At 64.6% G+C, this 20657-nt stretch carries 21 protein-coding genes; 9 read left to right on the forward strand and 12 right to left on the reverse strand.

From position 1 onward, the window contains the following. The first annotated feature begins 30 nt into the window (after positions 1–30). The 4 genes from AWB78_RS08480 to AWB78_RS08495 all read left to right on the forward strand — a co-directional run bounded on the left by AWB78_RS08480 (position 31) and on the right by AWB78_RS08495 (position 2547). Positions 31–276, forward strand: coding sequence for a hypothetical protein (locus AWB78_RS08480; RefSeq protein WP_062604236.1), 246 nt, complete (start codon positions 31–33; stop codon positions 274–276). A 444-nt stretch (positions 277–720) separates the two neighbouring features. Then, positions 721–972 (forward strand): H-NS family nucleoid-associated regulatory protein, encoded by a 252-nt coding sequence (locus AWB78_RS08485; protein WP_374729451.1) that lies wholly within the window; start codon positions 721–723, stop codon positions 970–972. 524 nt (positions 973–1496) lie between these two features. Next, positions 1497–1901, forward strand: coding sequence for a helix-turn-helix domain-containing protein (locus AWB78_RS08490; RefSeq protein ID WP_062604120.1), 405 nt, complete (start codon positions 1497–1499; stop codon positions 1899–1901). A gap of 40 nt (positions 1902–1941) precedes the next feature. Further along, positions 1942–2547: a copper-binding protein gene (locus tag AWB78_RS08495; RefSeq protein ID WP_062604121.1), complete on the forward strand. Its 606-nt coding sequence runs from the start codon at positions 1942–1944 to the stop codon at positions 2545–2547. A gap of 178 nt (positions 2548–2725) precedes the next feature. On the opposite strand, the gene rhaS is transcribed toward AWB78_RS08495, so the two are convergent. The 6 genes from rhaS to rhaM form a co-directional block, all read right to left on the reverse strand. Next, on the reverse strand, positions 2726–3739 hold the full coding sequence (gene rhaS / locus AWB78_RS08500) for a rhamnose ABC transporter substrate-binding protein (protein WP_062604122.1): 1014 nt from the start codon (positions 3737–3739) through the stop codon (positions 2726–2728). Positions 3740–3813: 74 nt separating this feature from the next. After that, positions 3814–4818: an ABC transporter permease gene (locus AWB78_RS08505; RefSeq protein WP_062604123.1), complete on the reverse strand. Its 1005-nt coding sequence runs from the start codon at positions 4816–4818 to the stop codon at positions 3814–3816. After that, the gene (locus AWB78_RS08510; protein WP_232477652.1) at positions 4811–5821 is read right to left on the reverse strand and encodes an ABC transporter permease; all 1011 of its coding nucleotides are present in this window, start codon (positions 5819–5821) and stop codon (positions 4811–4813) included. Before AWB78_RS08510 ends, AWB78_RS08505 begins: the two co-directional genes overlap by 8 nt. 29 nt (positions 5822–5850) lie before the next feature. Next, a complete protein-coding gene (locus AWB78_RS08515) occupies positions 5851–7365 on the reverse strand; it encodes a sugar ABC transporter ATP-binding protein (protein ID WP_062604124.1) in 1515 nt (504 codons plus the stop codon). Between the two features lie 11 nt (positions 7366–7376). Further along, positions 7377–8267, reverse strand: a complete 891-nt coding sequence (locus tag AWB78_RS08520) for an amidohydrolase family protein (RefSeq protein WP_062604125.1) — start codon at positions 8265–8267, stop codon at positions 7377–7379. A gap of 30 nt (positions 8268–8297) precedes the next feature. Beyond that, a complete protein-coding gene (rhaM, locus tag AWB78_RS08525; RefSeq protein WP_062604126.1) occupies positions 8298–8612 on the reverse strand; it encodes an L-rhamnose mutarotase in 315 nt (104 codons plus the stop codon). Between the two features lie 163 nt (positions 8613–8775). Between rhaM and AWB78_RS08530 the strand changes: the two genes are divergently transcribed. Continuing rightward, on the forward strand, positions 8776–9729 hold the full coding sequence (locus AWB78_RS08530) for a LysR family transcriptional regulator (RefSeq protein ID WP_374729452.1): 954 nt from the start codon (positions 8776–8778) through the stop codon (positions 9727–9729). Positions 9730–9736: 7 nt separating this feature from the next. Here AWB78_RS08530 and lra1 read toward each other — a convergent pair whose 3' ends face one another. The 5 genes from lra1 to AWB78_RS08555 all read right to left on the reverse strand — a co-directional run bounded on the left by lra1 (position 9737) and on the right by AWB78_RS08555 (position 16490). After that, entirely contained in the window at positions 9737–10519 is a 783-nt protein-coding gene (gene lra1, locus AWB78_RS08535; RefSeq protein ID WP_062604127.1) for an L-rhamnose 1-dehydrogenase Lra1, read from the reverse strand. Positions 10520–10589: 70 nt separating this feature from the next. Beyond that, the gene (locus tag AWB78_RS08540) at positions 10590–13049 is read right to left on the reverse strand and encodes a hypothetical protein (protein ID WP_062604128.1); all 2460 of its coding nucleotides are present in this window, start codon (positions 13047–13049) and stop codon (positions 10590–10592) included. Positions 13050–13182: 133 nt separating this feature from the next. Continuing rightward, positions 13183–14361, reverse strand: a complete 1179-nt coding sequence (gene rhmD / locus AWB78_RS08545) for an L-rhamnonate dehydratase (RefSeq protein WP_062604129.1) — start codon at positions 14359–14361, stop codon at positions 13183–13185. A gap of 19 nt (positions 14362–14380) precedes the next feature. Then, positions 14381–15706 (reverse strand): MFS transporter, encoded by a 1326-nt coding sequence (locus AWB78_RS08550; RefSeq protein WP_062604130.1) that lies wholly within the window; start codon positions 15704–15706, stop codon positions 14381–14383. 22 nt (positions 15707–15728) lie between these two features. Beyond that, positions 15729–16490: an SDR family oxidoreductase gene (locus AWB78_RS08555; RefSeq protein ID WP_062604131.1), complete on the reverse strand. Its 762-nt coding sequence runs from the start codon at positions 16488–16490 to the stop codon at positions 15729–15731. A gap of 216 nt (positions 16491–16706) precedes the next feature. Here AWB78_RS08555 and AWB78_RS08560 point away from each other — a divergent pair, with 216 nt between their 5' ends. From AWB78_RS08560 to AWB78_RS08570, 3 genes are all read left to right on the forward strand, one after another. Continuing rightward, complete coding sequence (locus AWB78_RS08560) at positions 16707–18191, forward strand: Fic family protein (RefSeq protein ID WP_062604132.1); 1485 nt, start codon at positions 16707–16709, stop codon at positions 18189–18191. A gap of 462 nt (positions 18192–18653) precedes the next feature. Then, positions 18654–18923, forward strand: coding sequence for a hypothetical protein (locus AWB78_RS08565; protein WP_232477645.1), 270 nt, complete (start codon positions 18654–18656; stop codon positions 18921–18923). Positions 18924–18999: 76 nt separating this feature from the next. Further along, positions 19000–19203, forward strand: a complete 204-nt coding sequence (locus AWB78_RS08570; RefSeq protein WP_062604133.1) for a cold-shock protein — start codon at positions 19000–19002, stop codon at positions 19201–19203. Positions 19204–19252: 49 nt separating this feature from the next. On the opposite strand, the gene AWB78_RS08575 is transcribed toward AWB78_RS08570, so the two are convergent. Beyond that, on the reverse strand, positions 19253–19771 hold the full coding sequence (locus tag AWB78_RS08575; RefSeq protein WP_062604134.1) for a DUF6622 family protein: 519 nt from the start codon (positions 19769–19771) through the stop codon (positions 19253–19255). 133 nt (positions 19772–19904) lie between these two features. Here AWB78_RS08575 and AWB78_RS08580 point away from each other — a divergent pair, with 133 nt between their 5' ends. Next, positions 19905–20573, forward strand: a complete 669-nt coding sequence (locus tag AWB78_RS08580) for a TetR/AcrR family transcriptional regulator (RefSeq protein ID WP_074173413.1) — start codon at positions 19905–19907, stop codon at positions 20571–20573. Positions 20574–20657 lie beyond the last annotated feature (84 nt).

Genomic DNA, 20657 nt, shown 5'->3' on the forward strand with positions numbered 1-20657 from the left:
TGACGTCGCAAGACGGGAGGAAGAATGTCGATGCCGAGAAGCGCCGTCACCGGCGCCATGACGCTCCTGACGGAATACGACGAAGCCAGCGGACAGGAAGTCCGTTCGCTGCGCCTCGAACCGGCGGCGGACGGCAAAGCCGTACTGCTGATTGAAATCGACGAGCGCAAACCCGGCATTCACCGCCAAGTGCGTTATGAAATTACCCCGGCGGAACTGATTGCCGCCATTCGCGCGCATGGTGCGGAATTACCGGGAGAACAACACAGTCGTTAAAACGATTTAACAGTTGCCATAAGCAGCATACAATAGAGTTAGCGAGGTTTTCGGCCGCCAGCCGTATCGGCGGCGCCGGCTTCGTCTCCGGTTCGTGGCTCCCGGCGTGACTTTCCGCGTGCATCCGTTGCGCGCGTCCGTCACGACGATGTTCGGGCGGGCGAACGTTCGCATTCGGGGCAATGTCCGCATTAAAGGCAAAGTCGCCGGGCGAATTAATAGACGTGCGGTAAATACACTAATTGACGTGAGGCAAGCGCTGCGTCACGCTTCATAAAACACATATATTCAAGTCATCGAACCGCCCCGGTCCGCGCGGGGTATCGGTTCGTCCTTTGAAAATCAAAAAGCTGAATCAGGAAAGCCGTGGACGAAAGAAAGCGAGACAGCATCATTGCGTATTTGCGCAGCCGAATGGTCGAGTTCGGCATTACGGAAAGAGCGTTGGCCGAAGCATTGGCCGAAGCGCCGGTGGTGACCCCACCGCCCTCCTTCACCAAGACCAACGGGACTCATGGCGCGCCCAAGGCAAGGCGGCCGATGCCGCAATTGCCGTCACTGCCGCATTCGGCGGGTGGCGCGGAGCCGATATTCCGCAACGCGAACGGCGACACGTGGGACGGACTCGGCGACATGCCCGAGTGGCTCAAGCGCGCGGTGCACGCGGGTCAGGACATCGAGTTCTATCGCGTGTGACGCGTCGTGGCCGTTGGCCCGGGCAGCCGTCGAAAGACGCGCGGTGTCCCGCGCACGCGCAGCGCATATGAAAGACATGCCGTCATCCGCGGGCATCGGCCTGCTGGATGACTCCGTGCATCCCATCGAACACGCGTTGAAACGGACGCGCGCCGCGTTGCGCGCGCCGTGTCGCCGTCTGCCGGTCTGCTGCTCATAGGCAATTCACGGGGATTTATCAAGGCCAAAAAATTTTCGCCGATGGTTGCCCATCGAGCCTGAAAACGTTTATTGGTACGTCTCTGTAAGACGGCTCGCTCAGAGCCGCGCATCGACCAGACGTCAAGCACGCCCGATCCAGTCCCGCCGTCTCCACTCGACGAGGAGGCACGCATGAACGCATACGGACGCCGCAACGTTGCACCTGCCTCCCGCGCGCATCGGCGCGAACAAGGACGAGCGCCGGACGCCGACGCCGGTCCGCAGCGCCGCGCCTGACTTCTCAGGCAATCGCAAGCAATCCGAACCATCGAGCGGCGCGCGCCATGCTCTCCCGTCCCGACACACTGCCGAGCGTCGTGCGGCGCATGACCGCCGGCCGCATGCTGCTCGAAGGCGCTTCGGTCGAGACGGTGGCCGAGCAGCTGCATCTGTCGACGCAGACCGTGCGGCGCTACAAGGCGATCGTCTCCGAGGGCGGCCTCGATGCGCTCGCGAAGATGGGCGTCGGCGGGCGCGCGTCGGTGCTGGATCGCGAGGCGCTCGACTGGATCGCAACCGCATTGCGGGGATCGGCGCGCGAGCACGGCTTCGAGAGCGACACATGGACCAATGGGCGTCTGCGCGAGTTGATCGAGCGGCGCTACGGCGTGCGTTACTCGCGCGTCTATATCTGGCAGATCGCCACCAATCTCGGACTCGGGCATTTGCTGTCGAAGTCGCGCCGCTGAGGGCGCGGAACGCCATTCATCGAGACAAAGGAGACAACGCATGGTTCGCTGGACATCTCAACGCTCACATCGCTCATTCAAGGTGACGATGGCAGGCGCGGCGCTCGCGCTCGCCGCGATCGGCAATGCATCGGCGCAGGACGCAGCGTCCGCCACGACGGCGCGCGGCGCGGCCGCAGTCGCGCAAGTGCAGGCGCGTGTGGTCGGCATCGATCCGGTGACCAACAGCGTGGCGTTGCAGGGGCCGCACGGGGGCGTGGTCGAAGTGGCGGTCAACCCCGAAATCGGCGATGTCAAGAAGCTGCAGCTCGGCGATATCGTGAACATCGACTATCGCAGCGCGCTGCTGGTGCGCGCGACGAAGGTGAAGTCGGATGGTATCCGTCAGCGCATCGACACCGAAGCGGCGATTCCGGCGTCGGGCGGCGTGATGGCGGAGTCGCGGATTGTCGAGGTGATCGGGACGATCGAGCGCATCGATGCGAAAAAGCGGCTCGTGACCTTGCGCGGACCGAACCGCACAGTGACGCTCGAGGTCGCGCCGGATGTGTCGCTGGCCGGATTGAAGGCGGGGGACACGGTGCATGCACAGTTCGAATCGGCGACGGCGGTGCAGGTGTTGAGGGCCGGGCAGACGGTGAAGTGAGTGCGTGGTTATCCACAGTTTCTGTGGAGAGCTTTGTGGATAGCACTAGGAGCATCACCTCAACTCACTGATCCAAAAGGATTTTCCAACCCGCATCGCCAATGCGGCAGGCGCTGAAAAAACGAAACGCCCCGAAGGGCGTTTCGTCGTCTCTCAGGCTCTCGAATGCCCTTCGGTTTTAAAAATTGAAGTTGTCGATATTCGCCGCATCGAACGTGGTCGGCGGCCCGAGAATCACTTCTCCGCTCTTGCCCACGGTCCGTTTGCCCAGCTTGCCCGCGTCGAACGAATCGCCTTCCTTGCCGGTGATGGTCCCCGACGCGAGATTGGCCGCCGCGAACGCCGCGAGATATCCCAACTGGCCCGGGTCCCACAACTGGAACGCCTTGACCGTGCCGTTCTTCACGAACGCCCGCATCTGGTTCGGCGTGCCCAGGCCCGTCACCACGACCTTGCCCTTCGCGGGTGAGCTCGAGATATAACGCGCCGCCGCCGCGATCCCGACCGACGTCGGCGCGACGATCCCCTTCAGATTCGGATACGCCTGCAGCAAGCCTTGCGTCTCGACGAAGGACTTCTGATCGTCATCGTTGCCGTAGGCGATCTTGACGAGCTTCATCTTCGAATACTCGGGCTTCTTCAGCTCCTCCTGCATCCACTTGATCCAGGTATTCTGATTCGTCGCGTTGGGCGTCGCGGAGAGAATCGCGAACTCGCCCTCGCCGCCGATCAGCTTCGACAGCAACTGAATCTGTCCGCGTCCGATCGCCTCCGAATCGGCCTGATTGACGAAGATCTGCCGGCCCTCGGGCGCGGTGTCCGAATCGAAGGTCACGACCTTGATGCCCTGCGACATCGCCTTCTTCAGATACGGCACGACCGCGTTGGCATCGTTCGCCGCGATCACGATGGCATTCTGACGCTGCGTGATGAGCGTGTTGATATAGCTCACCTGCGACGACGCGCCCGCATCCGACGGCCCCACCACCTTGCCGTCGCCCTTCATCTCCTTGATCGCGGCCATGCCGCCGTCGTCGGCGATGACCTCGTACGGGTTGTTGATCTGCTTCGGCAGGAAGGCGATCTTCAGGCCGCTCTTGATATCGGCGGCGCTCGCGCTCAACGCGACGGTCGCGGCGAGAAAGGCCGCCGCCAGCGCCGGGCCGCGCGGGAATCGAATGGGCTTCTTCATGTCGTCAAGTCTCCTGTCTTTGCGCATGATTGCGCTGGTTTGCAACGAATACCCGCAACGGACATCGCACTGCGTCAAAGCGCCTGCGCCATCAGCCGCTTTTCGCGCGCCGCCCGCCAGCGCGCGACGAGATTCGGAATCAGCACCGACGAGAGCAGCAGCGCGCCCGTCACGATCGTGAGCGTTTCGCTCGATACATCCGCGAGCGTCAACGCATTGCGCAGCACGCCGATGATGACGAGCGACAGCAGCACGCCGATCATCGAGCCGCGGCCGCCGAAGATGCTCACGCCGCCGAACAGCACCGCCGCGATCACGGACAGCTCGAAGCCTTCGCCGTTGTCGCCGCGCGCGCTCGTGAAGCGCAGCGTATAGACGATGCCCGCGAGCGCCGCCATCGCGCCCGACATCATGAAGAGCTTCAGCTTCGTCTTCGCCACGTCGATGCCCGAGAACCGCGCGGCCGTCGGGTTCGCGCCGATCGCGAAGAGGCTGCGGCCGAAGGGCGTCGCCTGTAGCAGCACCGTGAAGACGATGGCGCCCGCAATCACGAGGATGAACGGCATCGGCATGAAGCTGTCGCCGATAGTCTCGATGCCGAATGCCGTGTACGACGCGGGAAAATCCGCGATCGCCTGATCGCCGAGCAGCACATACGCGAGACCGCGAAACAGCGCGAGCGTGCCGATCGTGACGGCCAGCGACGGCAGTTCGAAGCGCACGATCACGAGGCCGTTCAACAGGCCCGCCAGCGTCCCGAAGAGCAGCACGAGGACGATCACGAGCGGCATCGGCAGGCCGATGTGCCAGAGCACGCCCATCAGCGCGCTCGATGCGCCGAGCACCGACGCCACCGACAGATCGATCTCCGCCGCGACGATGATGAGCGTCATCGGCAGCGCGATCAGCGCGATCTCGGTGAAGTCCGCGAGCATGTTCGAGATATTCGCCGCCGACAGAAACAGCGGCGACAGCACCCGCCCCGCGACGAGCGCGACGACGAGCACGATCGCGAGCATCGCTTCCCATTGCAGGTGGCGGCGTCTGGTCGTTGCGAGAGCGGAATCGGGCTTAGCCATGATCGCGTTTCCTCATCATGCGGCGCGCGACGGAACGCGCGAGCAAGGTATCGAGCGCGATCGCCGCGACGATCAGCGCGCCTTGAATCGCCTGCTGCCAGAACGGCGACACGCGCAGCACCACCAGCGCGATGTTGATGACGCCGAGCACGAGCGCCCCGAGCGTCGCGCCCGCGATCGTGCCCACGCCGCCCGTGATCGCGACGCTGCCGACGACCGCCGCCGCGACCACCTGCAGCTCGATGCCCTTCGCGGTGCTGGCATCGACGGTGCCGAAGCGCGCGAGCCACAGCACGCCCGCAAGCCCCGCGATCGCGCCGGACAGCAGGAAGCCGATCATCACGCGCCGGTCCACGCGTATGCCCGCGAGACGCGCGGCTTCGGGATTCGAGCCGATCGCATAATGCTCGCGCCCGCCGCGATACTGCTTCAGATACACCGACAGCGCGATCAGCACGACCAGCGCGATCAGCACCAGATTCGGCACGCCGAGCAGCGAGCCCGTGGCGATGGACGCGAATGCGTCGGGCAGGCTCGTCGCGTTGATCTGACCGCCGTGGACCCACGCGTAATCCGCGCCGCGCACGATATAGAGCGTCGACAGCGTCGCGACGAGCGAAGGCACGCGCCCGAACGTGACGAGCGCGCCGTTCACCGCGCCGATGACGAAGCCGATGCCGATGCCCGCGAGCATCGCGACGATCACCGGCATGTGCGGGAACATCACGAAGAGGCTGCCGACCGCATACGCGCTCACGCCGACGATCGACGCCACCGACAGATCGATATGCCGCATCAGCATCACGATCGTCATGCCCGCCGTCAGCAGGCCGATGATCGATACATTGAGCAGCACGTCGCGCAGGTTTTGCAGATTCAGGAAGTCGGGCTTGACCGCGGCCGTCGCGCCGATCAGCACGAGCAGCACGATGAAAAGCGTCAGCTCGCGGCTCTTCGCGATCGAGACCGCGAAGCTCTCGCGTGTGGTTTCGGCCGGCGCCATCGCGGGTAGTGTTGGAGAGTGTCGTGTCATCATGCCGCGCGTCCTAGAGCTTGCGGTGACGCGCCCAAAGCGGCGCTCATCACCCGTTCTTCATTCGCATCGGCGCGGGCGATATCCGCGCTGATGCGGCCTTCGTGCATCACGAGCACGCGGTCGGCCATGCCGAGCACTTCGGGCAGCTCGCTCGATATCATCAGCACGGCCATGCCCTCCTTCACGAGTTCCGCGAGCGTGCGATACACCTCCGCTTTCGCGCCCACGTCGATGCCGCGCGTCGGTTCGTCGATGATGAGCACCTTCGGATTGGTCGCGAGCCATTTGCCGAGCACGACCTTCTGCTGATTGCCGCCCGACAGCGTGCCGACGGGCGCATCGAGATCGCCCGCTTTGAGACGAAGCCGCTTGCCCCAGTCGGCCGCGAGCGTCGACTCGCTTCTCGCCGTGATGAGCCCGTGCCGCATCAATCGGCCGAGCACGGTCAGCGACGCATTGCGCGCGATGCTCAACTCGAGCGCGAGGCCTTGCGCGCGGCGGTCTTCCGGCACGAGCGCGAGGCCCGCGCGCACGGCGGCGGCAGGACGGCCCAATGGAAGCTGTCTGCCCGCGATCTTCACCTCGCCGCCATCGACGGGATCGATGCCGAAGATCGCGCGCGCGACTTCGCTGCGTCCCGCGCCGACCAAGCCGGCAAGCGCGACGATCTCGCCCGCGCGCACATCGAAGGACACGTTCCTGAACACGCCTTCGCGCGTGAGATTGCGCACCGAGAGACGCACGTCGCCGGGCGTCACATCGGCTTTCGGATAGAACGTGTCGAGATCGCGGCCGACCATCCTGCTCACGATCGAATCGATGTTCATGTCCTGCGTGAGCGCGTCACAGACCTTCATGCCGTCGCGCATGATCGTCATGCGCTGCGTCAGCGCGAACACTTCGTCGAGACGATGCGTGATGAAAAGGATCGCCACGTCGCGCTCCTTCAATGCGCGCACGATGGCGAACAGACGCTCCACTTCGGGCAGCGAAAGCGCGGCGGTCGGCTCGTCCATGATGAGCACGTTCGCATCGAGCGATAGCGCCTTCGCGATCTCGACCACCTGCTGATCCGCGATCGACAATCCGCGCACGAGCCGCTGCGCGCGCAGGTTCACGCCGAGCGACGACAACAGCGCATCGACCTCGCGATGCATCTCGTCATAACGGATGCGCCCGAAGCGATCGCGCGGCTGCCGGCCCATGTAGATGTTCTCGGCAATCGAAAGATCGGCGAAGAGCGTCGGCTCCTGATAGATCACGGCGATGCCCGCATCGCGCGCTTCGGCAGGATTCGCGAAGCGGCGCGCGATGCCTTCGACGAGCAACTCGCCCGCATCGGGCCGATACACGCCCGCGAGCAGCTTCACGAGCGTCGATTTGCCCGCGCCGTTCTCGCCGAGCAATGCGTGGACTTCGCCGGGAAAGAGCTGCAGGCTGCCATCGCCGAGCGCGCGCACGCGGCCGAACGATTTGCTCGCGTGTCTCAGTTCAAGACGGGGCGTCGTCATGTCTTCACCTCTCAAATGCGATAGATGCGTTCCGCGTTGCGCACGAAGAGCGCTTCTTTCTCGCTGTCGCTCGCGTCGCTCACGATCCGCGCATACGCGTTCCATAACGCCGTATAAGTGCCGAACAGCCGGTCCACCGGAAAGTTCGACGCGAACATCGCGCGGTCGCGGCCGAAGGTGTCGATCACTTCGTGCACGTAAGGACGCAGGCTCTCGATGGTCCATGCGTGATCGAACATCGCGAGACCGCTGATCTTCACGGCCACGTTCGGGCACGCAGCCAGCGCGCGCATGCCCTCACGCCATGCGCGATAGCCCCGCGTCGCGTTGCGGTCCACGAACATCCCCGCGTGATTGACGATGAACTGCGTATCCGCGTGTTCGCGCGCGAGTTGCGCGGCCTCTTCCATCTGCGACGGATAAAGCTGCAGATCGAACGACATGCCGAAGCGCTTCAGCAACGCGAAGTGCCTGCGCCACTGCGGCTCGCGCATGTAATGGCGTCCGACATAGTCGTAGAGCTTGTTGTCATGCACGTTGAGGATCTGGCGGATGCCGCGCGTATTGGCGAACGCCGCGTGCGCTTCGAGCACGGCCTGCGCGTTATCCGCCGATAAATCCGCGCCCGCGACGATGCCGTTCGGCATGCCGCGCCCTTCTCGATCGGCGATGCTTTGCAGCCAGCGCGTTTCCTCGACGGGATCGGCGGGATCGTGATTCGCGTCGACATGCACGAGCTTCAGCACGTCGATGTCTTGTGCATCGCGCAGCAGATCGGCGAGCAGATAGTCGTGCTGCAAGTCACGCGCATCCCCGACGAACGACGTGCGCGGATTCGCGAGCCACGGGTAATGATGCGTCTTGAGGTCCCACAAATGAATATGCGGATCGACGACCTGCATGGGGCGTACCTCGCGAAAGAGGTGAACGTTTCAGGGAAGATGAAAGACCGGCACGAGCGGCACCGTCACGGGCGCATTGTCCGCGTGCGTCTCCATCAGCTCGGCCATGTAGTCCCACCACTTGCGCATGATGGGCAGCGCGGGCAGCGCATCCGTCGTGTGGGTGTCCGTGCGCTGATAGATGGCGAAGAGATGCCCGGTGGATTCGTCGAGAAAAATCCGGTAATCGCGGATGCCCGCGGCGCGCAGCGCATCGGCCAGTACGGGCCAGATCTCGCGATGGCGCTTTTCGTATTCCTCGCGCATGCCCGGCTTCAGGGTCATGCGAAATGCCACTGTCTCCATGGCGGCCCGCCTTCTTTTGATTGGTGAATCCCTGTGTTCGGGACTCGTTGTGCTGCGACTATAATTCGCCGGCCGATAACACGACAATCCGAAAGCAGGATTGGCCGATCGCAAAAACGTATCGCTGCGCCGTATGATCGCGCGGTTCAACGCGGACTGTCGAATGAACCAGAACGTGTCCCAAAGTGTGTCGCCGAATGCGCTCGTCAATCGGCTGAAGTTCAAGCATCTGGCGCTCTTGGTCGCGCTCGACGACGCGCGCAACCTGCATCAGGCCGCCGAGACGATCAACGTCGCGCAGCCGAGCGCGAGCCGCATGCTCGCGGATATCGAGGAAGCGTTCGGCTTTCAGCTCTTCGAGCGCAACGCGCGCGGCATGCGGCCGACGCCGCTCGGCACCGCCGCCCTCGCCTACGCGCGCCGCTCGCTCGCGGATCTCACGCGCTTCGCCGACGATCTCGACGCGAAGCGCCGCGGCGGCCACGGGCAACTGACGGTCGGCGCGATCATGGGCGCCGCGCCCGATGTGCTCGCGATGGCCGTCGCCGAACTGAAATCCGAGCGGCCGCTTTTGAACGTGCGCATTCTCGGCGAGACGAGCGATCAGGTCGTGCAATTGCTGCATCGCCGCGAGGTCGATCTCGCGCTCGGACGTCTGACGACACCCTTGCAGCACAACGATTTCGACTTCGAGCCGCTCGCGCGCGAAGCGATGCGCCTCGTCGTGCGCGCGGGGCATCCGCTCGCCGGGAAAACCGAGATCGCGCTGGAGATGCTCGTCGGATGGCCGTGGATTCTGCAGCCGATCACGAGCCCCGCGCGCGGCCTCTTCGAAGACGAGCTGGCGCGCGCCGGGTTGACGACGCCCGCGGATATCGTCGAATGCGCGTCGATCTTCGCCACGCTGCAGTTGTTGCAGAACAGCGAAGCCGTAGCGATGCTGCCGGAGTCGGTCGTGCGGGATTATCTGCGCGCGCAGTTGCTGATCGAATTGCCGATCGAGATCGGCAAGAGCCTGTCCGGTTTCGGGCTGTTGCGGCGCAAGTCCGAAACCTTGAGCGAACCTGCCGAGTACTTCATCGCGCTGCTGCGCAAGTACTCGGCGGTTTCGCCCTGATCCGGCGTTATTGAAGGTTGACGAAAAGCCCGCCGTCCACCAGCAGCGACGCGCCCGTCACATAGCGCGCGCGGTCGGAGGCGAGGAACGCGACGCATTGCGCGACGTCGTCCGGATCGCCCAGGCGTCCCAGGGGAATGCGCTTTTCCATGTACGCGCGCTTGTCCTTGTCGGAGAGATCCTCGGCGTTCAGATCCGTTGCGATGGTGCCCGGCATCACCGAGTTGCAGCGGATGCCGTAAGGCCCGAGCGCGATGGCGCAGGATTGCATCAGCGAATGCACGCCCGCCTTCGTCGGCGTGTAGTGCGTCTGCATGCCGCCGCCGACGAGCGCGCTGATCGAACTGGTCGCGACGATCGCGCCGCCCGTGCCCTGCGCTTTCATCTGATTCGCGGCGGCCTGCGTCACGTAAAACGCGCCGTTGAGATTCACCGCGACCGTGGCTTCGTAGACGGAAGCCGGCATGTCGAGAAACGCGTGGAACGGACAGATGCCCGCGTTGCTCGACAGCACATCGACGCGGCCGAACGCATCGACCGTACGCCGGATCAGTTCGATGCCCGTCTCGCGTTCGGCCACATTGCCTTCGACGGCGATCGCGCGCCGCCCGAGCGCTTCGATCTCGCCGATGATCGACTCGACCGCCGACGCCTTGCCGTACGACTTGTCGTTGTCGCGCCAGTAGTTGATGGCGACATCCGCGCCCTCGCGCGCGCTCGCGAGCGCGATCGCCCGGCCGATGCCGCGCGAACCGCCCGTCACCACGACGACCTTGTCTTGCAACAGCATGTCTGTCTCCTCCGTGTCGGGCGGATGGCGGCTCGCACCGCCATCCGCGCCGGGTTGCGCGCCAGTGCGCCTAGCGGCGGAAGCCTCCGCCGTGGAAGCCGCCGCCACCGCGCCGGTTGTCGAAACGCTGATCGCCGGTGCTGCGCGCCTGCCGCATCTGATCGAGATTGTTGTTCAACGTCGTGTCGCCATGATCGACCGGCTGCCATCCGTTCGACGTATGTTGCTGCCAGCCGCTGTCCTGCGTGTGCTGATAGACGTTGCCATCGTGCGCGGCGTAGACATCGCCGTTGTTCCAGGCGACCGCATTGCCGCGCGACGCGTTCGTGACGACGCCCTTGTTCACCCTCTGCGCGGTGCCGTCCTGCACGTTGCCGGTGACGCCGCGCTCCGCGACGCCCGCGCGGCCGGTCTGCGCGTTATACCCGCCGACCTGGCGTCCCGCCGCATAGTTGCCGTTATACGCGTTGCCTTCGACGCCCGCGCGGCCGGCCGCGCCGCGGCCCGTGACCGGATTGGCCACGGCACCCGAGCGCCCCGCCGCGTAATTGCCGGTGTACACGTTCCCTGCGACACCCGCCCGGCCCGCGCCTGCGCGACCCGTCGTCGGGTTCACGAACGAGCCCTGACGTCCCGCCGCGAAGTTGCCCGAATACGGATTGAATGCCGCGCCGCGGCTGCCTTGCCAGCGCGCGCCCGTCGCCGGATTGAAGCCCGCCGCCGAAGTGCCGCGCCATTCGTTGCCGGTCCACGGGTTATAGCCGACCGTGTGCGTCACCGTGCCCGCGCCCCAGCGTCCATAGAAGTTCTGCTGGTTGATGTTGACGTTGGCCCAGCCGCCGCCGCCCCAGTATCCGCCCCAATACGGGCCCCAGTACGGCGAGCAGGAACCCCAGATCGCGCCTGCCGCGAAGCCGAACGCGAAGCCTGCTGCGGCGCTCAGGGCGAAGCCCGCGTCATATCCGTAGGTGGGCGGATAGCCGTAGTAATACGTGGCGCCGACATACGGCTGATACACGTAGCCCGTGCCGTACACGACCGTGCCATCGTTGCTGACGACGACGCCCATGTACCCCGGCGTATAGCCGACCACCACCGTCTCCGGCGTGACGGAATAGATTCGCACATAGGTCACGTAGTGCACCGGCGAGCTTGCGGGAATCGTGTAGATGACGCCGGGCACTTCGGTCGCGACACGCCACGGCCCGGTCGCGGCGCTCGCGACGAACCATACGCCGTTCGCCACCGCATAGAACTGCGCGCCGCTCACTTCGATCACCGGCGTCGCCGTGTTGACCGCGTACTTCAGCGACGTGCCGGAGATCGCGTCGAAGCGCGGCGAGCCGTCGTACGAGACGTTCATCGCGGCCTTCGCGCGCGATACCGTCGCGGTTTGCGGAATGGTCGCCGCGATCGCGGCTTCCTTCGCCTGCGGCGTGCCCGGCACGGAAACCAGCACGTTGGCCTTCGGGTCGTTCGGGGAAATCTTCGCGAATTCGGGCGGCAATTCGTTGCCCGGAACATATTGCCACGGCCCCTTCTCCGAAGCCGCCCGGAACCAGCGGCCCGAAACCAGCACGTAGGTCTGGTTCGTCTGCGGCACGATGAACACCGCGTGATCGGTATTGGTCACCGTCAGCAGGTTCGTGCCGGCGACCGGCTCGAGCTTGGGCGGCCCGTCGGTGACGACGAGTTCGCTCGGATGCGTCGTGAGCAGCACGGCGGGCGCGCGCGGCGCGGGCTTGCCGTTCTGCGGCAACATCGGATCGGATTCCTGCACGGCGTCCGCCTTTTTCGCCGCCGCGACGAGCGCCTGCGGCAGCGCGCCCAGTACGCCCCACGGCCCCTGCAGCGCGTTCGCCGCGTACCAGTAGCCCGCCGCACGCAGGTACAGATGGCCGCTCACGTCCCTGAGCAACATGGCGCGGCCGTTGATCGCGCGCTGATACGACGCGCCGCTCACGTCGCGCCAGACGGGCTCGCCGTCGAGCATGACGAGGATCGTCGGCGTCGGGGCGAAGACGATGTCCGGCACCGGATTCTGCACCGCGACCTTCTCCATGCTGCCCACCTGCTTCGACACGGCGTAGCTCGTCTGCAACTGGTCGAGCGACACGGTCATGCCTTGCGCCGGCAAGTGGCCGACGATCGCGGTCTTCACATCGCCCGCCATGCCCGGGTTGGTCGGCACGCTCACATCGCCGATGCGGATGTTGGTGAGCCGCACGAGACCCGACGCCTTGTCGATGTCGGCATCCGCGGTGAACTGGGCGACGCCGTAGGTCGGCGACGCGTCTCCGCTCGCCGCGCCCACGGCCACCGCGGCACGTCCCGCGATGTGATCGCCGTTCCATTGCTCGATCTGAGGTTGATACATTTCGATGCGCCGAGTGGACGTGTCGAGCTCACGCGGCCATTCGAGTTGCGCCGCGGACGACGCCGGAGGATTCGCCGCGTAAGCCGACGACAGACCGAAAGCAAGGCAGGTGGCCGTCACCAGCACCGACAATTTCTGTGATAACGCTGACATTCGAGCGACTTCCTATAACAGTTTTTTATTAGCAAACCCAATCAACTGCCCGACCATCATAGGGCACGCGGGTAGGACAAATTCGACGTTTATGTCTCAAACTGTCACAGATGAAAAAGCCGCCCGGCATCGGTCAATGCGTATGAGGCCGCGTCAGCGCGCACTCGGGATTCAGACGCACGCCGAAGCCCGGCGTCTCCGGCACCTTCATGCGGCCGTTCACCGGCACGGGCTCGTCGAGCAGCAAGGGCGTGAACATCGGCACGACCTGATCGGCCTTGGGCGCCATCATCAGGAACTCCGCGAACGGCGAGTTGTGGCGCGTCACGACGAAGTGATAGCTGTACACCGACGAGCCGTGCGGCACGACCAGCACGTTATGCGCGTCCGCGAGCGCCGAGATCTTGATCAGCTCCGTGATGCCGCCGCACCAGCCCACGTCAGGCTGCACGAGATCCGCGCAGCCCATCTCGAACAGCATGCGAAAGCCCCAGCGCGTCGCTTCGTGCTCGCCGGTCGTCACCATCATGCCGCCCGGCACCGAGCGGCGCAGTTCGGCGTAGCCCCAGTAGTCGTCGGGCGGCAGCGCTTCCTCGATCCACTTCAGCCCGTATTCGCGCGCCGCGTTCGCGAGACGCTTCGCGTAGTTGAGGTCGAGGCTCATCCAGCAATCGAACATGAGCCAGAAATCGTCGCCGACTTTCGCGCGCATATCCGCGAGCTTCGCGATGTTCTTCGCGAGCCCTTCCTCGCCTTCCGCCGGCCCATGCTGCAAGGGCATCTTGCCGCCGATGAAACCCATCTGCTTCGCGAGATCCGGACGCGCGCCCGTCGCATAGAACTGCAGTTCGTCGCGCACGGGTCCGCCGAGCAGCTGAAACACCGGCTCCCTGCGCACCTTCGCGAGCAGATCCCACAACGCGAGATCGACGCCCGAAATCGCGTTGAGCACGATGCCCTTGCGTCCGTAGTAAAGCGTCGCGTTGTACATCTGATCCCACATCTTTTCGATGTCGGTCACGCGCTGGCCTTCGAGAAAACGCGCGAGATGCTTCTCGACGATGAACGCGCCGATCTCGCCGCCCGTCGTCACCGCGAAACCGACGGTGCCGTCGCTCGCCTCGATCTCGACCACGAGCGAGCCGAGCACGTTCAGCCCGAACGACTGGCGGCTCTTGCGGTATTCGGGATAGCGGGCCATCGGCGTGGCGATGTGATCGTCGATCCAGTGATCGGCGCCCTGGTCGTGATAGTCGGCGCCGCCGCCGCGGACCGTGAAGGCGCGCACCTGGCGAATCGTGGGCATGGACATGAGTCAGTCTCCTGGTTGTTTAGGACGCTTTCGCGGGCTTGCCGCGCGTATCCGGAATCGTGCTGCTTTCACGCGTGCGCACCAGCGCGACGATGACGATCGCCGCGAGCACGCTCGCGCCGCCGAGCACCGTCAGCCCGGCGCTCGTCGAGTGGAAGGCCGCTTCGGCGGCGGTGCGGGCCATCGGCGCGAAGAAGCCGCCGAGTCCGCCGAGCGAGTTGATGAGCGCGATCCCGGCCGCGGCGGCCGCGCCCGTCAGATAGCGCGTCGGGAAAGTCCAGAAGAGCGGTTGTGCGGCGATGAAGCCGCTCGCCGCGCAGCACAGCGCGATGAGCGAGACGACCGCCGATCCCGCGAGACCCGATACCGCGATCGCGATGCCGGACATCACGAGCAGCGCCACCGCGCACAGGCGATGCGTGCCCGTGCGATCGGCGTAGCGCGGCACGATCCACGTGACGATCACGGCCGCGATCCACGGCAGCGACGTGACGAGCCCGACGCGCAAGCCCACTTTCGTGCCGAGCAGCGCCGCCACCTGTTGCGGCAGATAGAACACGACGCCGTAGACCGCCGCCTGGATCAGGAAGTACACGCAGCACAACACGAGCACGCGCGCATCGACGAGCGCTGCCAGCACGCTGCGCGGCCCGTGCGACGACGCGAAGCGGGCGTCGTCGTCCAGCCGCCGGGCGAGCAGCGTGCGCTGTTCGTGCGTGAGCCAGCGCGCCTTCGCGGGTTCGTCGTCGAGATACCAGAACGCCCACACGCCGACGATCGACGCGAGCAGCCCTTCGACCAGAAAGAGCCATTGCCAGCCCTTCAGCCCGAGCGCGCCGTGCAGATCCAGCAGCAGGCCGGACAGCGGCGCGCCGAAGATGAACGCGAGCGGCGCGCCGAAGTAAAACACGCCGAGCGCGCGCGCCCGCGACGATTGCGGGAACCAGCGCGTCAGGTAATAGACGATGCCGGGAAAGAAGCCCGCCTCGGCCACGCCCAGCAGAAAGCGCAGCGTATAGAACGTGGTGGCGCTGTGCGCGAAGGCCATCGCCGCCGAGACGAGGCCCCACGTCACCATGATGCGGCACATCCACAGCCTCGCGCCGACGCGATGCAGCAGCAGATTGCTCGGCACTTCGAAGATGGCATAGCCGACGAAGAACACGCCCGCGCCGAACGCGAACGCGGCATTCGACAAACCGGTGTCCTGCTGCAGCGCCTTCTGCGCAAAGCCGATGTTCGCGCGGTCCAGAAACGCGAGCACGTACATCAACAGAAGGAACGGCAGCAGCCGGCGCATCACGCGGGACGTGACAGCGCCTTCCGACTGTGCGGAATCGTTCATGTGATTCTCCCGATGACGCGGCTCAGTACGTCGCGCGACCGCCCGACAGATCGAACACCGCGCCCGTGCTGAACGCGCAGTCCTCGGACGACAGCCAGAGAATCAGCGAAGCGGCTTCCTGCGGCATCAGGAACCGGTTCATCGGAATCTTGGAGAGCATGTAGTCGATGTGCTGCTGCGACATCGAATCGAAGATTTCGGTTTTCGCGGCGGCGGGCGTGACGGCATTCACGAGGATGTTCTTGCCCGCCAGCTCCTTGCCGAGCGATTTCGTGAGCCCGATCAGCCCGGCCTTCGACGCGCTGTAGTGCGACGCGTTCGGATTGCCTTCCTTGCCCGCGATCGACGCGATATTGACGATGCGCCCATAGCCCGCCTTCAGCATGTGCGGCACCACGGCGCGGCATGTCAGATACGGCCCGATCAGGTTGACGTCGATCACGCGGCGCCACACGTCGGGCGCGAGCTCCCAGGTCGCGCCGTTGCCGCCGGTGATGCCCGCGTTGTTGACGAGCACGTCGATCCGGCCATGTGCCGCGAGTGTCTTCTTCACGGCGGCGTCGACGGACGCTTCTTCGGTGAGCTCGACGACCGCGTCGCTGATCCTGCGCTCCCTGAACTTCGTCGAGAGTTCGGCGCTCGTGCGCGCGAGGCGCTCCCCGTCGACATCCCACAGCGACACATCGGCGCCCGATTCCAGCGCGCGCTCGGCCACCGCGAGTCCGATGCCGCGCGCGCCGCCCGTGATGATCACCACGCGGTTTGCCAGGTCGATACGGTTCATGGGTTCGTCTCCTTTTCGTTTTCGTTGCTTTGGTTGTCATGCCGTGAGAGGCACTATAGTCCCACGCCAATAGCGCAACAATTCGAAAGGGCAATCGTTCGATAGCAAAACCGGATCGAAGCGTCGGGCCGAACGGGCGATGGTTAAGATTTCTCGATGAATCCCAGTGAAATCGGCGTAAAGTTACGATTTCTCGATAATCGTTAAGAAATCTCGATGACGCCGATCGGTTATGCCCGTCTCATTGCCATCGGCGAGTTGCGCGTGACGCCGCCGCAGCGGCTCGCGTACGCCAGTTCGTCGGTGAACCGGCGCATCGACAGCGAAAGCCAGATTCTCTTTCCGAACAGTGTCGCCTTCGACGATACGCCCGTCGGACATCTGGAGTTCGCGCTGCGTCACGAAGGCGTGAATCTCGAAGTCATCGATGCCGCGTTCGAGCATATGGAGCCCGGCGAACTCATCGCGCGTTTGCGCGAGACGCCGACCGGCGAGCAGATTCGCCGCGCGTGTTTTCTCTGGGAATGGCTGACGGGACGGGACCTGGATGCGGGCGTGACCGTCAAGGGCGGCTATGTCGATCTCTTTCCGGCCGACCTCTACTACACCGCGCCGCAGCCGACGCGCGCGCCGCGCTTTCGCGTGCGCAACAACGCGCTCGGCACGCCGGGGTTCTGTCCGATCGTCCATCGCGCGGCCATCCCCGACGATCCGCCCCTGGCCGACCTCCTGCTCGAAGCGCAAAGCACACTCGATGCGATGCAGGACCCGGAGCTGTATCGGCGTACGCTCGCGTTCCTGTATCTGTCGGAAACGCGAGGCAGCTACGCGATCGAATCGGAGACGCCCAGCTCGGACAAGCAGGAGCGCTTCGTTCAGCTTCTGCGGCGCGCGGGCGAGCAGGCGATCGTCGATGAAGAATGGCTCGTGCAGCTACAGAACGTGATCGTGCGCGATGTCTACAGCCAGGAAGCGTCGTACCGGAGCAAGCAGAACTGGCTGGAAGACGCGGCGGGACGCGTCGACTTCTTTCCCGCGCCGATCGGCGATCTGCGGCGCGTGATGGCCGACTGGGAACACTTCATCAACGATCCGAAGCGTTGCCCCGACGTGCTCGTGAAGGCCGCGTGCGCCGCCTTCGGCTTTGTCTATCTGCATCCGTTCTTCGACGGCAACGGCCGGCTGCATCGCTTTCTCATTCAGCACGTGCTCGCGCGCTCGGGGCTGCTCGCGGCGGATACCGTGATCCCGGTTTCGGCGGTGATGGAGCGCAATATTCCGGCTTATCACGCCGTGCTGACGGCGTTTTCGCGCCCGGTGACGCGGCTGTGGGACTACCGGCGCATCGATACGGAGCCGCTCGTGCTGAGCGCGCCTTCGAGCCGCGCGTATCGCTTCTTCAACGCCGACCGCGAAGTGGCGTTTCTCCACGCGATGATCAAGGAGGCCGTGCGTGAGGAAATTCCGCGCGAGATCGCCTGGCTGCAAGACTACGACGTCGCGTTTGCGCGCCTGAACGATGAATTCGATCTGCCGCGCAAGGACTTGTCGGCGCTCATCCGCATGGTCCAGTCCAACAAGGGCGTGCTGTCGGTGCATCGCCGAAAGCAGTATCAGCACATTCCCCGTCCCGTGCTCGATCGCATCGAGGAAGTCGTGCGCGACGCGTTCACGAACCACCCGGCAGCATCGGGAAATTAGGCTTTTTCGAAGCGAGCGCGCAAATCTCGCCAAAAATTAAAATTTCTCGATAAACGTCAAGAAATTTCGATGCGGTGCGCTCACGACGATCGCTCCTCGACCGTGCGCTTGCGTGACACAGGCGCCGCTTTCGTCGCGTTGCTAGGGCCATCGGAAACGGACAGCGAATCGTTGAAATGCCTGTCCGCGGCAAGCGCGAACGCAAAAAGCGCGGCGACTCCAATCGGGCAAAGCAAAAGAACAGTGAGCAGCACGGCGGCCTCCGATCATTGATGCATCGCAGTGTAACGCGCATAAAGGCGCCAATTGTCGCGAAAAAAGGCAATACTCCATTCAACAATCGCGAACTTTATTTCACTCCGGAGTCGACGAACGTCAGCGCAAGGAGCGCGTCAGGTCTCAGGCACGGTCGTTGCTCAAGGCTTCGGCCTTTAATCAGACGATCACTCGAGCAATCACAGCATGTTCACTCCGAAAGCCTGCACCGCGACCTGCGTACTCGACGGAATGCCCGTCACGCTGACTTATCATCCCGACACCACCTTGTTGCGCATCACCGACGCCAACGGCCGCTGCGTGCGCGAAACCCGCTGGCCGGCGCCGTGGCGGACGCTGCTCGCGACATTGCGCGAGTTCGGCGGACGCGAATCGCAAGATGCGCTTTCGATGTTGCTCGACGAAATCCCCGCCGCGCACCCGCCCGCACGCGAACGCGCGTCCGCGCTGGCCTGACGCGTCCGCATGTTCTGATAACGATCCACTTACGCGAGGACAATCCTCGCCCAACGCTGCAGAAGAAGAGGAAACGATGGCAACTGGCACTGTGAAATGGTTCAACGATGCGAAGGGCTTTGGCTTCATCAAACCCGACGACGGCGCGCCGGACCTGTTCGCGCATTTTTCGGAAATCCGCGCCGACGGCTTCAAGTCCTTGCAGGAGAACCAGCGCGTGCTGTTCGAAGTGAGACAGGGACCGAAGGGCTTGCAAGCCGCCAACATTCAGCCGCAGTAAACCTTCGTGGCCGTGAAGCCTGGCAACGGCTTCACGGCCACTTGAGCGGTTACGCGCGCTCCAGAACGGGCTCCGCCGTCGGCCGCAGCGCCAGCCAGTAGATCAGAAAGCGCCCGGCGAAGATTCCCGCCACGATGCCCGAGACAAGACCATTCAGCACGATGAAGGTCGAATCCACGCCGATATGCGCCGCCGTCGCGAGCTCGAAGCCGATCCAGAATTTCATCGCGAAGGTCAGAAGGATCAGCGCGAGCGGCACCGCCGAGCCCGGCAGCGTGACCGTGCGAGCCATGCGGTCCACCGTCAGGCCGCTCTTCCTTGCGATTGCCGCGCCGACTCCCACACCCAGCGCGCCGCCCGCGACCCACATCAGCGCCGTATCCCAGCCCGCCGCCGGATCGGACAGCACATGCAGCAGCCCCCAGACCGCGAAAACGGCCGGCACGATGCCGAGTTTCGAGAGCGGCGCGGTGCCGCTCTTCATCGCTTTCATGCCGCGCGAGACCAGCACGGCGAGCAGGACCCAGACCCACGTAGGCGTACCCAGCAAGATGTCTTGGAAGGACATGACGTTCTCCTGTGATCGGTGAGGCGCTTCGCGCCGTTAATCTTTACGGTGGAAAGATTTTGACTTTCAAGCGCTTTTGCGTCAACATAATTTTCCATTGTAAAGATTGATCGACCAGCGAGTCTCCATTCCTATGCAGAACGTCACGCCAGCAAGAAAACGCGGCCGCCCCGCGAAAGCGGCGGAAGCCGCGCCGCATCCCTATCATCACGGCTCGCTGCCGGAGGCGCTGTTGCATGCCGCCGAAACCGTGCTGCGCCGCGACGGGCTGCGCGGTCTCACGCTGCGCGCCATCGCGCGTGAGGCCGGGGTATCGCACACGGCTCCGCAACATCATTTCGGCGACACGGCGGGTGTGCTGGCCGAACTCGCGGCAAGCGGACATCGGCGGCTCGCGCAATCGATGAAAAAGCGCGCCGCCGACGTGAAGCCCGGCGTCGAACGCGGCCGGGCGATCGCGCACGGCTATATCGACTTCGCGGCGGCCAATCCCGACCTTTTCCGGCTGATGTCGCGCAATGAACTGCTCGACACGGACCGGCCTTCGCTCGTCGAAGCGCGGCGCATGTCGGCGGCCGGCCTCGCCGACGTGTTCGATTCCGTGCCCGACATCGCGCCGGGCAGCAAGAGCGCGTTCGGCACGATGACGCAGGAGCAGACCATCGCGATGGCATCGGCGTGGGCGCACGTGCACGGCCTCGCGTCGCTGCTGATCGACAACCGGCTCAACGCGCTCGCCGCCGCGCCGGGCACCTTCCGCACGCCGCGCGATCTGGTCGACGCCGTGATCGACAACATGTGAGTCACGCGCGCGCCGGCGAACCGCGGCCCGACGCATTTCGCCAATGACATCAAGAATTTGCGCCGCGATGAGCGGTGCATTTTG

It is taken from the genome of Caballeronia calidae, from assembly GCF_900044055.2.
In the GTDB taxonomy this organism is placed as follows: Bacteria; Pseudomonadota; Gammaproteobacteria; order Burkholderiales; family Burkholderiaceae; genus Caballeronia; species Caballeronia calidae.

What these genes read in the sequence shown, in the direction of transcription:
- AWB78_RS08480 (WP_062604236.1), top strand. Translation starts at nt 31, where the DNA reads ATGCCGAGAAGCGCCGTCACCGGCGCCATGACGCTCCTGACGGAATAC.
- AWB78_RS08490 (WP_062604120.1), top strand. Translation starts at nt 1,497, where the DNA reads ATGCTCTCCCGTCCCGACACACTGCCGAGCGTCGTGCGGCGCATGACC.
- AWB78_RS08495 (WP_062604121.1), top strand. Translation starts at nt 1,942, where the DNA reads ATGGTTCGCTGGACATCTCAACGCTCACATCGCTCATTCAAGGTGACG.
- rhaS (WP_062604122.1), bottom strand. Translation starts at nt 3,739, where the DNA reads ATGAAGAAGCCCATTCGATTCCCGCGCGGCCCGGCGCTGGCGGCGGCC.
- AWB78_RS08505 (WP_062604123.1), bottom strand. Translation starts at nt 4,818, where the DNA reads ATGGCTAAGCCCGATTCCGCTCTCGCAACGACCAGACGCCGCCACCTG.
- AWB78_RS08510 (WP_232477652.1), bottom strand. Translation starts at nt 5,821, where the DNA reads ATGGCGCCGGCCGAAACCACACGCGAGAGCTTCGCGGTCTCGATCGCG.
- AWB78_RS08515 (WP_062604124.1), bottom strand. Translation starts at nt 7,365, where the DNA reads ATGACGACGCCCCGTCTTGAACTGAGACACGCGAGCAAATCGTTCGGC.
- AWB78_RS08520 (WP_062604125.1), bottom strand. Translation starts at nt 8,267, where the DNA reads ATGCAGGTCGTCGATCCGCATATTCATTTGTGGGACCTCAAGACGCAT.
- rhaM (WP_062604126.1), bottom strand. Translation starts at nt 8,612, where the DNA reads ATGGAGACAGTGGCATTTCGCATGACCCTGAAGCCGGGCATGCGCGAG.
- AWB78_RS08530 (WP_374729452.1), top strand. Translation starts at nt 8,776, where the DNA reads ATGAACCAGAACGTGTCCCAAAGTGTGTCGCCGAATGCGCTCGTCAAT.
- lra1 (WP_062604127.1), bottom strand. Translation starts at nt 10,519, where the DNA reads ATGCTGTTGCAAGACAAGGTCGTCGTGGTGACGGGCGGTTCGCGCGGC.
- AWB78_RS08540 (WP_062604128.1), bottom strand. Translation starts at nt 13,049, where the DNA reads ATGTCAGCGTTATCACAGAAATTGTCGGTGCTGGTGACGGCCACCTGC.
- rhmD (WP_062604129.1), bottom strand. Translation starts at nt 14,361, where the DNA reads ATGTCCATGCCCACGATTCGCCAGGTGCGCGCCTTCACGGTCCGCGGC.
- AWB78_RS08550 (WP_062604130.1), bottom strand. Translation starts at nt 15,706, where the DNA reads ATGAACGATTCCGCACAGTCGGAAGGCGCTGTCACGTCCCGCGTGATG.
- AWB78_RS08555 (WP_062604131.1), bottom strand. Translation starts at nt 16,490, where the DNA reads ATGAACCGTATCGACCTGGCAAACCGCGTGGTGATCATCACGGGCGGC.
- AWB78_RS08560 (WP_062604132.1), top strand. Translation starts at nt 16,707, where the DNA reads ATGACGCCGATCGGTTATGCCCGTCTCATTGCCATCGGCGAGTTGCGC.
- AWB78_RS08565 (WP_232477645.1), top strand. Translation starts at nt 18,654, where the DNA reads ATGTTCACTCCGAAAGCCTGCACCGCGACCTGCGTACTCGACGGAATG.
- AWB78_RS08570 (WP_062604133.1), top strand. Translation starts at nt 19,000, where the DNA reads ATGGCAACTGGCACTGTGAAATGGTTCAACGATGCGAAGGGCTTTGGC.
- AWB78_RS08575 (WP_062604134.1), bottom strand. Translation starts at nt 19,771, where the DNA reads ATGTCCTTCCAAGACATCTTGCTGGGTACGCCTACGTGGGTCTGGGTC.
- AWB78_RS08580 (WP_074173413.1), top strand. Translation starts at nt 19,905, where the DNA reads ATGCAGAACGTCACGCCAGCAAGAAAACGCGGCCGCCCCGCGAAAGCG.